Annotated in this window: 11 protein-coding genes; 5 read left to right on the top strand and 6 right to left on the bottom strand. The window is 64.8% G+C overall.

Annotation, left to right across the window (positions count from 1 at the left end):
* Positions 1-171: 171 nt before the first annotated feature.
* The 5 genes from AC1RR3_RS33765 to AC1RR3_RS33745 are packed head-to-tail and all read right to left on the bottom strand — an operon-like array spanning position 172 to position 6,029.
* Positions 172-1,098, bottom strand: a complete 927-nt coding sequence (locus AC1RR3_RS33765) for a 2-hydroxyacid dehydrogenase (protein WP_492828829.1) — start codon at positions 1,096-1,098, stop codon at positions 172-174.
* Positions 1,099-1,111: 13 nt separating this feature from the next.
* Complete coding sequence (locus tag AC1RR3_RS33760) at positions 1,112-2,440, bottom strand: NAD(P)/FAD-dependent oxidoreductase (RefSeq protein ID WP_492828827.1); 1,329 nt, start codon at positions 2,438-2,440, stop codon at positions 1,112-1,114.
* A 40-nt stretch (positions 2,441-2,480) separates the two neighbouring features.
* Positions 2,481-3,356 carry an ABC transporter permease gene (locus AC1RR3_RS33755; protein ID WP_492828826.1) on the bottom strand — a complete coding sequence of 292 codons (876 nt, stop codon included), beginning with the start codon at positions 3,354-3,356 and terminating at the stop codon, positions 2,481-2,483.
* A gap of 3 nt (positions 3,357-3,359) precedes the next feature.
* On the bottom strand, positions 3,360-4,310 hold the full coding sequence (locus tag AC1RR3_RS33750; protein ID WP_492828825.1) for an ABC transporter permease: 951 nt from the start codon (positions 4,308-4,310) through the stop codon (positions 3,360-3,362).
* Between the two features lie 27 nt (positions 4,311-4,337).
* Positions 4,338-6,029 carry a peptide ABC transporter substrate-binding protein gene (locus AC1RR3_RS33745; RefSeq protein WP_492828824.1) on the bottom strand — a complete coding sequence of 564 codons (1,692 nt, stop codon included), beginning with the start codon at positions 6,027-6,029 and terminating at the stop codon, positions 4,338-4,340.
* Positions 6,030-6,248: 219 nt separating this feature from the next.
* On the opposite strand from AC1RR3_RS33745, the gene AC1RR3_RS33740 reads away from it, so the two are divergent.
* From AC1RR3_RS33740 to dapD, 5 genes are all read left to right on the top strand, one after another.
* Positions 6,249-6,881, top strand: coding sequence for a cupin domain-containing protein (locus AC1RR3_RS33740; RefSeq protein ID WP_492828822.1), 633 nt, complete (start codon positions 6,249-6,251; stop codon positions 6,879-6,881).
* 157 nt (positions 6,882-7,038) lie between these two features.
* Positions 7,039-8,889, top strand: coding sequence for an ATP-binding protein (locus tag AC1RR3_RS33735; protein ID WP_492828820.1), 1,851 nt, complete (start codon positions 7,039-7,041; stop codon positions 8,887-8,889).
* 90 nt (positions 8,890-8,979) lie between these two features.
* Positions 8,980-9,429 (top strand): cupin domain-containing protein, encoded by a 450-nt coding sequence (locus AC1RR3_RS33730; RefSeq protein WP_492828818.1) that lies wholly within the window; start codon positions 8,980-8,982, stop codon positions 9,427-9,429.
* A gap of 41 nt (positions 9,430-9,470) precedes the next feature.
* Positions 9,471-10,544 carry a hypothetical protein gene (locus AC1RR3_RS33725; RefSeq protein ID WP_492828816.1) on the top strand — a complete coding sequence of 358 codons (1,074 nt, stop codon included), beginning with the start codon at positions 9,471-9,473 and terminating at the stop codon, positions 10,542-10,544.
* A gap of 131 nt (positions 10,545-10,675) precedes the next feature.
* Positions 10,676-11,647, top strand: a complete 972-nt coding sequence (gene dapD, locus AC1RR3_RS33720) for a 2,3,4,5-tetrahydropyridine-2,6-dicarboxylate N-succinyltransferase (protein WP_492828814.1) — start codon at positions 10,676-10,678, stop codon at positions 11,645-11,647.
* Positions 11,648-11,723: 76 nt separating this feature from the next.
* Here dapD and AC1RR3_RS33715 read toward each other — a convergent pair whose 3' ends face one another.
* Positions 11,724-13,088 (bottom strand): cytochrome-c peroxidase, encoded by a 1,365-nt coding sequence (locus AC1RR3_RS33715; protein WP_492828812.1) that lies wholly within the window; start codon positions 13,086-13,088, stop codon positions 11,724-11,726.
* Between the last annotated feature and the right edge of the window lie 5 nt (positions 13,089-13,093).

Raw genomic sequence — 13,093 nt, 5'->3', positions numbered from 1 at the left:
GTGCGCCCCCTCCCCCGCTTGCGGGGGAGGGTTGGGGAGAGGGTGCTTCCACAATCGAGGCCCCCCAAGAGGAGAGAACCCTCACCCGGCGCTGCGCGCCGACCTCTCCCGCAAGCGGGAGAGGTAAGAGGAGCCCGCGGCTGCACCGATGTCACCATTACAAACTCGCCCTCAATAGCCGCGATCACGGTCGACACGCCCCGGCAGAACCTCGCCGCGGCGGTGGCGCGCGATGGTGTCGAGCACGTAGTCGACGGCCGTCTCCGGCTTCGTCGTGCTGGCGATGTGCGGCGTCAGAAGAATGCGCGGATGGCTCCAGAACGGATGGCCCGCAGGCAGCGGCTCGGGCTCGGCAACATCGAGCACGGCAGCCGACAGCGCGCCGGCATCGAGCGCCGCGATCAAATCGGCCTCGACCAGATGTCCGCCCCGTCCGACATTGATCAGCCGCGCACCATGCGGCAGACGCGCAAACAGCTTTGCATCGAGGATGCCGCGCGTCTCCGCTGTCAGCGGCAGCAGGCAGACGAGAATGTCGGTCTGTCCCAGGAAATCGGGCAAGGCTTCCGCGCCCGCATAGCAGGTGACGCCATCGATGCTGCGCGGGGAACGGTTCCAGCCGGCAAGCGAGAAGCCGAACGATTTGAGCCGCTCGAGCACGGCCTGGCCGAGCAGGCCAAGCCCCATGACGCCGACACGCCGCTCGCTTGTGTACGTCGCGGGGAGCTCGCGCCAGACCTGCTCGCGCTGCTGGGCGATGAACTGCACGAGATCGCGATGCAGCGCCAGCACCGACATGCAGGCATATTCGACCATGCGATCGGTGATGCCGGGCTCCATCATGCGGATCAGCGGAACATGCGGCGGCAGCTTGGTGATGTCGAACTGATCGACGCCGGCGCCGACCGAGAACACCAGCTCGAGATTGGGGAACATCGCCGCGATATCGTCCGGCGGCTGCCAGGCCACCAGATAGCGCACCGCCTGGGGATCGCCGATATCCGGCCAGACCCGAAACGGCACGTCCGGCGCGCGCTCGGCGAAGTAGCGCGCCCACTCCGCGCCGCGCACCATGTTGGCCTTGTAGAGAACAGTCATGTCGCAGTCGCTCTCAGAACGGGCTGACCGGCGCGAGCCGGCGGCCGTCGATCATGCGCTTGTGGCTATAGGGCGCCGGATCGACCAGCGGCGTCGAATTGGTCACGATATCGGCGGCGAGCTTGCCGGCGGCGGGGCCGATGCCAAAACCATGGCCGGAGAAGCCGGTGGCGAGGAAGAAGCCCGGCAGCGCATCGACCGGCGAGATCACCGGGATCGTGTCCGGCGTGCAATCGATGGTGCCGCCCCAGGCCTCCGCGACCTCGATGTCCTTCAACTCGGGATTCGACTTGATCAGCGCGGCGAGCGCCGCATTGACCAGCGACATGTCGGGTGCGGGATCGCGCACCCGCTCGGTCTCGAACGGGGACGGCTTGTCGAAGCTCCAGCTGGTGCCACGCATGAGCTGGTCGAAGAACGACTTGCCGAACGACATCTTCAGGCCGTTGCGACGATGCAGATAGGTCGGCCAGAAGGTCCGCGCGTAGCGGAACAGGTCGGGCGACAGCTCGACCGTGCCGCGGTTGCGCAGCGCGAGGGTAAATCCGCCGTCGAGGCGGCGTCGGATGCAGTAGAAATCGGTGCCGAGCGCGCCTGACGTGATCTCCGGTCCCGGCGTGGTCCGGCACGCGGTGGCGTTGACGAGACCAATCGGCAGCTCGATGCCATGGCGCCGGCAGAACAGCGACGACCACGCGCCGCCCGACAGCAGCACCGATTGCGTGCGGATGGTGCCCTTCTCGGTGACGACGGCGCTGACGCGCCCGCCTGATGTCTCCAGCCCGCGCGCGGCGCAGCCCTGGTGGATGGTGACGCCGTGCTTTCGCGCGGCGGTGGCGAGCGCAGGCACGGCCATCGACGGCTCGGCACGCCCATCGCTCGGCGTGTGCAGGCCGCCGACCCATTTGTCGGCGTTGCCGGGCAGCCGCTCGGCGACCTCGGCCGGCGTCAGGACGGTGGAGTGGACCTGCTGCTCGCGCGCGATCGCCGCCCAGCGCTCCCAGCCGGCCAGCTCGTCCTTGCTCTTGGTCAGGAACAGCACGCCGGTGCGGCGGAAGCCGGCATCGACACCGGCATCGTTCTGCATGTCCTCCCACAGCCGCAGCGCCTCACGCGCCAGCGGGATCTCCTCGCGGGCGCGGCCCTGCTGGCGGCACCAGCCCCAATTGCGGCTCGACTGCTCGCCGCCGACATGTCCCTTCTCGACGAGGGCGACGGACAGGCCCTTCTTCGCGAGATGATAGGCCGCGGAAACACCAATCACGCCGCCGCCGATGACGACGACGTCTGCCTGTGCCGGCAGGCGTTCATCGCTGTTTATACGGTTGAGCGGCGGGGACATGGGACACTCCTGGAAATCAGTTCGATCGAGGTCTTGCTCGTCATGGGATGTTCATCCTGGGATCGAGCGCATCGCGCAGGCCGTCACCGAGGAAGTTGAAGCTCGTCACCGCCAGCGTGATGGCGAGGCCCGGCGCGATCGCGAGCCAGGGCGCGCTGGTGAGATAGATCTGCGCGTTGTTGAGCATGTTGCCCCAGCTCGCGGCCGGCGGCTGGATGCCATAGCCGAGATAGCTGAGATAGGATTCGAGCAGGATCGCTTTCGCAACGTTCAGCGTTGCCGCCACCACGATCGGTGCGATCGCATTGGGTACGAGCTCGCGAAACATGATCCGCAGGTTCGACGAACCGAAGGCGAGCGCGGCAACGGCGAATTCGCGCTCCCTGAGCGATCGGACCTGGGCCTCGACGACGCGGGCCACCCACATCCAGGCGGTGGCCGCGATCAGCACGGTGGTGGTGACGAAGCCGGGCTCGATGAGCGCTGCGAGCACGAGCAGCAGGAAGATGGTCGGAAAGCACAGCACGGAATCGACGAGCCGCATCAGCACCGCGCCAACCACGCCGCCATAGAAGCCGGCAAAGGCGCCGACGGCGATGCCGACCACCATCGCGATCACCATCGCGACGATGCCGATCGAGAGCGAGATACGCCCGCCCATCATCAGCCGCGCCAGCACATCGCGGCCGAGCTCGTCGGTGCCGAGGATGTGCGCGCCCGACAGCGGCGGCGCGAACCGTTTCATGATGTCGATATAGGTGTCGTCGAACGGCAGGAAATATGGGCCGAACGCCGAGCCCAAGACGAGCACAAGGATGATCACCGCGCCCGCGAGCGCCAGGCGATGCCGGCGGAAGCGCCGCCAGGCGGCCTGGCCGGGAGAGAGCTGGTCGGTGGAGAGGGTGGCAGCCGTCATCGCCTAGCCCACCCGGATGCGCGGATCGACGACGGCATAGAGGATGTCGGCGAGCAGCGAGCCGATCAGCACTATGGTTGCCGAGAACATCAGGATGCCCATCACCACGGGGTAGTCGCGGTAGCCGATGGAATCCAGGAACAGTCGCCCCATGCCGGGCCAGGTGAACACGGTCTCGGCGACCAGCGCGCCACCGAGCAGGGTCGGAAGCTGAAGGCCGGCCACCGTGATCATCGGCAGCAGCGCATTACGCAGGGCGTGCACGGTGAGGATGCGCCATTCCGACATCCCCTTGGCGCGCGCAGTGCGAATGTAGTCCTGGTTGATCACCTCGAGCATGGAGGAGCGCATGAAGCGGCCCCACATCGCGGTTTCGACCAGCGCCAACACCAGGGCCGGCGCGATCAGATGATGAAGCAGGTCCAGGAACGAGCCGTCGCCGATGGTCTGCTGGTTGCCGGACGGCAGCCAGCCGAGTGTCACCGAGAACACGTAGATGATGACGAGGCCGAACCAGAAGGTCGGGATCGACAGCGCGATCATGGCCCCGACGGTTGCGAGCATGTCGAACAGCGAATAGCGCCGCAGCGCGCCGAGGATACCGATCCAGCAGCCGAGCAGCACCGCGATGATGGTCGCCGTCGCCATCAGTTCCAGCGTGGCACCGAGATGCGAGGAAATCACCGACAGCACCGCCTCGCCGTCACGGTAGGACTTGCCCCAATCGCCTTTCAGCATGCGGCCGAACCAGTCGAGATACTGAATTGGCAGCGATCGATCGAGCCCGAGCTGCCTGCTGACGCGGTCGAGATCCTCCTGCGTCATTTGCCCGGAGACGGCAAACTGCGAGAGCGGACCGCCCGGCGCCAGATGCAGAATGGCGAAGCCGAGCGCCGAGACGATCACGAGCAGCATGATCGCCTGCGCCAGGCGATTGACGACGTAACGGGCCATCTCAGGCGATCCAGCGTGCCCGAGGCATCAGGCCCAGTACCATTCGCGGATGTTCCAGCAATTGATGGAGGCGTTGATGTTGGGACGAAAGCCCTGCAACCCCTCCTTCACACCTTCGGCGATGAAGGCCTGGAACAGCGGCAGGATGGCAAGGTCGTTGCGGATCAGCTTTTGCAGCTCGCCATAGGTGGTCTTGCGCTGCGCCAAGTCGAATTGCTTGGCGCCTTCGGCGAGAAGACGATCGGCTTCCGGGCTCTGGTACTGATAGGTGTTGGAGCCGCGGCCGCCCTTGGCGGGAATGGCACCGGAGCCGAAGCGCGGCGTCACGTCGGGGTCGCTGCCCAGCATGAAGTTCACCCCGACGATCACCGAGTTGAACTTCGATTGCTGCCAGAAGTCGCCCCAGATCACGGCCGCCGGCATGTTGTTGACGCGCATCGCAGCGCCAATGGCCCGCCAGTCCTGGATCAGCAGCTGCTGGCACTGCTCGCGCACGGCACTGCCCGCTGTCGTCGAGTTGGTGAATTCGAGCTTGACGCCGCCCTTCTCGCGAATGCCGCTGGAGCCGCGAACCCAGCCCGCGGCGTCGAGCACCGCATTGGCCTTGGCAGGATCGTATTTGTGCTGCGGCAGGCCCTTCTGGAACGACCACGCCTGCGCCGGCACGAAGCTCTCGGTCTGCGTCGGCAGGCCATAATAGAGCGCATCGATGATCGCCTGCTTGTTGATTCCGAGATAGAGCGCCTCGCGCACGGCGCGGTCGGCAAAGGGACCGAAATCCAGATTGGGCGCGATGTGCTCCACCGAGGAGGTCGAGGAAACGAAGATCCTGCGGCCCTTCAGCGTCTTCGCCTCCTGCACGAAGTTCGGCAAGATGCCTTGCAGGCCGGTGTAGTCGACCTGACCGGTGCGGAACTGGGTGTAGAGCACGGTGAGATCGGGGATGTATTTGAACACCACGCGTTCGACATACGGCCCCTTGCCGTGATAGCCGGTGTGCGCATTCAGCAGGATGTGGTCGCCGGGCACGCGCTCGCCCCAGCGGAACGGTCCGGTGCCAACCGGCGCGTTGTGGAACGGCGAGGCGTTCGGATCGGACACCTTCTCCAGGATGTGTTTCGGCACCATGAAGGTCAGCGAGCCCAGGATCGACATGTAGGGCGAATAGGGCGCGTCCATGCGCCAGTGGATCTCGTCCGCCGCAACGACCTTGATGTCCTTGACCAGGCTATGGCCGACGCGGCTGCGGGCGCGGAAATTGGAATCGTTGATCAGGTCGAGCGTGAATTTCACGTCCTCGGCGGTGAACGGCGTGCCGTCATGCCACTTCACGTCGCTGCGCAGCTTGATCTTCCAGGTCAGGCCGTCGGCCGACAGGCCGCCATTCTCGATGGTCGGCACTTCGCGCGCGAGATCGGGAACGAAATTGCCCTCGGGATCGATGTACCAGAGCAGCGAGAACACCTGCCACCAGACGCCCTGATCGACCTCGATGCCGGGCATCAGGGGATGAAAGACCGTTGGCTCCTGCGACAGCGCCGCAATCACCTGGCCGCGCGGCTTGTCCGGCGGATTGGAGGGGCGCTCGGTCTGCGCGAAGGCGTTGCCCGCGAGGCTCCATCCCGCTGCGGCGCCGGCGCCGAGCTGGAAGAACTGACGGCGATTCGGAATGCCCAGATGCGCTGACCCAACGCCGAACTTGCCGGTGTCGCCTGCCATGACCACTCTCCGTTTTCCGCACCCGGCACCGTCTCCCGCGCCCCGAAACCCCGGCAAAGGGACAGGAGTGGGCTTTAGTGCTTCTAAATTTTTCTATCAAAAGTTCATCATGACTAAATACAGCTGTCAATGACATTGCTAGGATGCGCGACCTTTTCACTCCGACTGAAGTCTCGGACCGATGCGGTCCGGGGCTGAGATAATGTATGGGAGAGCGACATGGATGGTCGCGGCGATACCAACGGCAGCAAGGACGCCCCGGCGATCGAGGCCGACGATGCGGTCGACCAGCGCCTCGGCGAGACCGTGCGGCTGCTGCGCCAGCGCGCCGGCCTCTCGATCCAGGACGTCGCCACCAGGACCGGCCTCTCCAACGGCATGATCAGCCAGCTCGAACGCGCACGCGCCATGCCGTCGATCCGCACGCTGCGGCTGCTCAGCATCGCGCTCGACGTGCCGATCTCCTACTTCTTCGAGACCACCGATCCCTCCGACGTGCAGCGCTACATCGTGCGCAAGAACTCGAGGCGCCTGCTGCGCCTCACCGCCAGCGGCGTCGTCAAGGAAGCGCTCACCCCTGACGGCAAGGGCCAGCTCGAATTCTACGAGCTCACGCTCAATCCCGGCGCCTCCTCGGGCACGGATTTTTTGCAGCACACCGGCGAGAAGGCCGGCTACATCCTGTCCGGCAGCTTGCGGCTGTGGCTCGACAACCAGGCCCATCTGCTCGAGGCCGGCGACAGCTTTCGCTTTCCGAGCATCGTGCCGCACATGTTCGACAACCCGACCCAGCAGGTGGCGCGCGCGATCTGGGTGACGACGCTGCGCCAGACCGATTCGCCTGCGGGTTGAGGCACGGAGTCTGAACCTCCCGGAACGTCCGCCGCCCGGTACCACCGCAAATTGCCCCTCGACGCCGCCGCGCGGAATCTGTAGCTCACGTGATGCCGGACTCCTCGCGACAGGGCGGCTGGGGCAAGTCCGCGGCTGGCGTCTTTGGTGTGAGACCATGAAACTCAGGGGGCTTCTGACACTCGCGATGGCCACGCAGGTCGTCGTGACCGCCACGGCTCTCCTCGCCTCCTATGCCGTGACCGGCGCCGCCGGCGGCTTCGGCCTTCCCCAGATCGTTGCCCTGCTCGCAAGCGCCGCCATTGCGGTGCTGCTCGCGCGCCTGTGCATGCGCAGAATAGAGACGTCACAGGCAGAGCGCTCGGCAGCAACGCTGGCCGATCAGGCGAAGGCGATCACCGAGAGCGTGCAGATGACGCAGGCCATCATCAAGACCGCGCTCGACGCCTTCATCCAGACCGATGAACGCGGCATCGTCCTGGAGTGGAGCTTTCAGGCCGAAGCCCTGACCGGATGGTCGCGGCAGGAGGCGCTCGGCGCCGACGTCGTCGATCTCCTCGTCGCCGAGCCGCTCCGCGCCGGCTTCCGGCAGCGCATGACGCGGCTGATGCCGGAGCTGTCGGATACGCCGATCGGCATCCGCTTCGAAGTGAGCCTGCTCCACCGGAACGGCGAGGCGCTCCTGGTCGAGGCGTCGAGCACGGCCGTCCGGCTCGCGGGGCGCACCATCATCAACAATTTCGTCAAGGACGTCACCCAGAAGCGCGCGGCCGAGGAGCAATTGATCCAGGCCCAGAAGATGGAGGCGGTCGGGCACCTCACCGGCGGCATCGCGCACGAGTTCAACAACATGCTCACCGTGATCACGGGCACGATCGAGATCCTCGCCGACGCCGTGAAGGACAACCCGCCGCTTGCGACCATCACCAAGCTGATCAGCGAAGCCGCCGATCGCGGTGCCGCGCTGACATCGAGCCTGCTGTCCTTTGCCCGCAAGCAGGCGCTCCAGCCGGCCGAGACCGACGTCAACGAACTGCTCGAGGAACTGGCAAAACTGATGCTGGCGACCTTCGACAAGAAAATCGAGATCGTGACGAAGCTCGACGGCAATATCTGGCTCGCTTTGGTCGACCGCGGCCAACTGAGCTCGGCGCTGCTCAACCTTGCGATCAACGCGCGCGACGCCATGCTGGACGGCGGCAGGCTCACGCTGACGACGCGCAACGTCGTGTTCGGCGTCCGCGAGGCGGTGGCGGTCGGCGCCGGCTATGCCGGCGACTACGTCGAGATCGAGATCGCCGACACCGGCACGGGCATCCCGCAGGCCATCCTGGAGCGCATCTTCGACCCCTTCTTCTCGACCAAGGAGGTCGGCAAGGGCACCGGGCTCGGGCTCAGCATGGTGTTCGGCTTCGTCAAGCAATCCGGCGGCGGCATCAAGGTCGCCTCCGAAGAAGGCCGCGGCACGACATTCACAATCTACCTGCCGAAGGCCGAGAGCAGCACGCTTCGCCCGGCCGGCTATGACGAACGCAAGGTCGTGGGCGGACCCGAAACCATCCTTTGCGTCGAGGACGACCGCGACGTCCGCCAATACGTCACGGTGCAGCTCGAGAGCCTTGGCTACAAGGTCATCCCCGCCGCCAACGCGACCGAAGCCCTCGCCATCGCCGCGGAGGGCACGGCATTCGATCTGCTGTTCACCGACATCGTCATGGCCGGCGGCATCAACGGACCCGAGCTCGCCGAGCAGATGGTGGCTGCGCGACCGTCGCTGCGGGTGCTGTTCACGTCGGGCTACGCCTACGATTCACTGCACGCCCAGGGCCGCACCACCATGGGCGCGCCGCTCCTGACAAAGCCCTACCGCAAGGCCGAGCTCGCGCGCATGCTGCGCCGCTCCCTCGACACCGCCGTCGATTCCGCAGGCGATCCGATCCCGACGCCCTACTCGGTGCAGGCGGACGTCGAAGGCTTTTTGCGCAAGTCCGAGCGCGACGGTCGTTAGCGCCAGCGTGGCGGATGGACTCCGCCCGCCGCCTGCGCGAAACTCCGCAACAGCCGGAATTCAACGGCCGGAATTCATTGGAGGCGAGCCATGACTGCACTCGAGAAGGGCATTACCGCAAGCGGCACGGGCTATGGCGGCAAGAGCTGGAACATCCTTGGCCAGGTCTATTTCCCCAAGGCCGTCACCGATTCCACCTTCGCGTTCGAGACCAACAGCGATCCCGGCCAGTTCGTGCCGGTGCACATCCATCCGACCCAGGACGAGTTCATCCTGGTGCAGGAAGGCACGCTCGACCTCAAGCTCGACGGCCAATGGGTCAAGGCCCATGCCGGCGACCTCGTGCGCCTGCCGCGCGGCATCCCGCACGGCTATTTCAACAAATCCGACAAACCGGCACGCGCGCTGTTCTGGGTCTCGCCGATGCAGAAGCTGGAGGCGCTGTTCAACCAGCTCCATGACCTCACCGACCCCGCCGAAGTCGTGCGTATCTCGGCCCTGCACGAGGTCGACTTCCTGCCGCCCGAGGCCAACGACTAGGCTACGATCCCCTGAACGACGAATCGTTGGGGGAACCGGCCATGCCTGCACGACGTCACGCCATCGCAGCCCTTGCAGCGCTTGGGCTGATCTTCTCGACATCGGCGGTGGGCCACGCGCAAACGCTGAACGCAAAGCAGACGGAAGCACTGGCGACCTACGATCGCGCGCTCGGGGATTTCAAATCCATCCTGGCCGAGCGGCGCCGCCAGATCGACGCGAAAGAGCCGCTGCCGAACCTGCCGGGCCAGGCGCTGTATCTGGCGCGCGTCGCGGTCATCAGTTCCTACAAGGATCTCACCGACGCCATGCCGTCGCGGATCGGCAAGCCGAACAAGTTCGAGATACCGCCGGCCTATTTCGATGCCGACATCGAGCCGTTGATCGACGAATACGGAAAGCTGTTCGACATCATGGAGGCGCCGCCGGCGGGAGCACAGACCTCGGCGACGCCGTTCAAGGACGTCGTCGATCTCGCCACAGCGATCGCGCGCGCCAAGGGCCTTGCACCTGGCCACGCTGACGCAGCGGGGCGCATCAGCCTCGGGCTGTTCTTTGCCGAGACCAACGGCAAGCAGAATGTCCGCAACGGGCGTTCGAACACCTATATGGGCAGCTTCCAGACCGGCCCGTCCGAAGACCGCAACGGCCACAGGAAATGGGAGGCGATCAAGGCAGAGATCGCGGCAGCCAATCCCGAGCTGAACGCGCGCGACGACAAGGAAGAGGCGCGCGCCCGCGGCACCGATCACCGCTTCAACCACTGGACCAATGTGCGCGACGGCCTGATGAACGCGCATGCGGAGGTGTTCCGGGAGATCCCCGCAATCGTGAAGACACTGCCCGATCCGATCGACCAGATGAAGCTGTTCGAGCTGATCCAGATCGTTCCGACACCGACCAGGTCGGCGCTCAAATCGGGCGATCTCCTGAACTACAGGGTGTCCAGCCCCACGATCATGAAGCACCTGCGCAACAACAGCATCTTCGCGTTCGGACAGGCGGACCGGGCGCGGACCTCGGCAAGCTTCCGCGAAATCCTCGCCGCGATGTGGCTGTTCAACCGCAAGTTCGAACGCGCCATGGCGAAATATGCCGAGATCAAGCCGCGCTGAGCGCCCCGTTGTCTCCCGCTGGATCCATCGAAAATGAACCCAAGGCGGACGTGTCCTGGAATGCAGAAGTTGCCAATTCCAGGAGAACTCGCGTATGCACAATGTGCAGGGTCGTAATGTGAGCAATTCAAATGGCGATGGAGCTGAGGGGCGCGAGCGGCGAGGGATTTGCGACGATCGCCGCTGACGGTCGCGTGCTGGATTCATGGTTCCTTCAACTGCGCCTGGTTGTGGACGCTGGCAAAGCGGTAACAGTGCGGCTGACGAGTGACGAGATCAACAGATCGTTGGGTCAGTCGGCAGACGGATATGCGCGACACGACGACGTCCGCAATGTCGACATCGTTCCAATCCATACGGAAATTGACTCCCTTGCATCCGCGCCGATTGATGTGCACGACGCATATCTGCGACTCCATCTCCTGAGCCACCGACTCGTTCAGCCCAATTGCCTGAACCTCGAGGGAGTTTTCGGTCTATTGCCTAACGTTGCCTGGACGACCCTCGGTCCCTGTGAATGCTCTCGTGTACCGGCAACGCAAATGGCAGCACGAAAGCGTGCCCTCGCGTTTGAGGTGACAGGCGTGGATAAGTTTCCGCGCATGACTGATTATGTAATACCTGCGGACGTGAGAATTGCAGATGCGGATCGCGTCAGGCTCGGGGCCTACCTGGCGCCGGGCACGACCGTTATGCACGAAGGCTTTTGCAATTTTAATGCAGGTACACTCGGTCCCTGCATGGTCGAAGGTCGGATAAGCGCCGGTGTGGTTGTCGGAAGTGGCAGCGACGTTGGTGGCGGAGCGTCGATCATGGGCACTCTGTCCGGCGGAGGGAAAGAGCGGATTACGGTTGGTGAGCGCTGCCTGATCGGAGCGAACGCCGGTATCGGCATTTCGTTGGGGGACGATTGCATCGTCGAAGCGGGCTGTTATGTCACCGCAGGCGCGCGCATCCTTTTGGAAGATGGCCGAGTGCTGAAAGCCAAAGAACTTTCAGGCCAAAACGGCCTTCTTTTTCGTCGTAACTCCCAGAGCGGCGCTCTTGAGGCGACCAGACGCACACCAAATTGGGACGGCCTCAACTCGCAGCTTCACAGCTAGGCAGCTCACGCGAAGACGTCACCGGCGACATCTGGCGCGTCGGCGATGCGAACATCATGAGTTATGAGTACGCGCCCTAGTTCGCGACCTTGTAGCCGTCCGTCAGCGTCTTCAGGAACGCGATGATGTCGACTTCGTCCTGCTCCGTCATCGCCGGCTTGTCGCCGGGATGGCGATCGAAGGGCGGATCGGTGACGTCGACATTGGCGTGATGTTTTGGCGGCAGGTCGTCGTATTTCCGCACCGTGCCGTCGGCCCCGTGCGGAAACACCCTTTCCGGATTGGTGTCGCGGAAATTGTAGAAATCGAGCACCTGCTCGAGAGTACTGAAGACGCCGTTGTGGAAGAAGGCGTGGCGCGTTGCCGTGTTGCGCAATGTCGGCGTCAGGAACATGCCGCAATATTGCGTCTGCTCGGCAATGTCGGTGCGATGCGGGCCGCAGACGCCGAGGTCGAAATAGCCGGGATCGCGATTACCCGCGAGCGCGGCGTTCCGGGGCGCGCCCAGCGCCTCGTATTGGTGATCGGTGAACAGCGGCGGCAGGCCGTCACGGGTCGGCGCCGAGGTATGGCATCCCGCGCAATTGGCCTTGTCGGGATCGTTGAACGCCTGCAGCCCGCGCAGCTCGCTCTCGGACAGGCGCGCCTTGCCCTCAAGCCAGTAATCGTACTTGCTGGTGTAGGGATGGAAGCTCGGTTCCTCGACCTGATAGCGCGCCACCGCGAACATCGCTTCCGCAATCAGCAGCCGCTGGTTCCTCAGAACACCGGCGCCGAACAGCTCGACGAATCGCTGGACATAAGGCGCGCGGCGCAGCTTGTCCGCCACGATCTCGGCGCTACCGCCGTCCATCTCGTTGGGATCGAGCAATGGAAACAGCGCCTGGTCCTGCAACGTGTCGGCGCGGCCGTCCCAGAACAGGCCGCCTTGCGGCACGATGTTCGCCGATGCGCCGGTGCCGCCGGCGGTCTTCGTCGTGCGCGTCGCCTGCTGGCCGATCGCGGCCATCTGCGCGAGATCGATGATGTTGTCGTCGTCGCCCTTGTCGGGGCCGATGCTGAAATTCGGGTGGCGGTCGAGATAGGTCAGCGACGGCACCGCGCGGGCGCCTTGCCGCGACAGGCCGGCGCCGCCGAGCATGACCGGCCCATCATTGGGCGGTCCGTAAGCGCGATCAGGGCTGTGACATGACGCGCAGGACAGCACGCCGGACGACGACAGCGAGGCGTCGTAGAAAATCTCCTTGCCAAGCTGCGCCATCGCCGACAGCGGCGCAACCGGCGGACGCATGAGGCGAACCGGGTTCGGGTTCACACCGACCTGGTTCGTCTCTACAAATCCCTGGTTCGTCTCTGCAAATCCTTTCGTCCCGGCAGCAATGATGGCGCCGGCCAGACAAAGCAGGCCGGCGCCGAGAAGCCACACAGTGCGGCTGTGCATGTGAG

This window comes from Bradyrhizobium sp. GW821-FHT13H05 (genome assembly GCF_058804065.1).
This window is presented reverse-complemented; position numbering and strand designations above follow the sequence as displayed.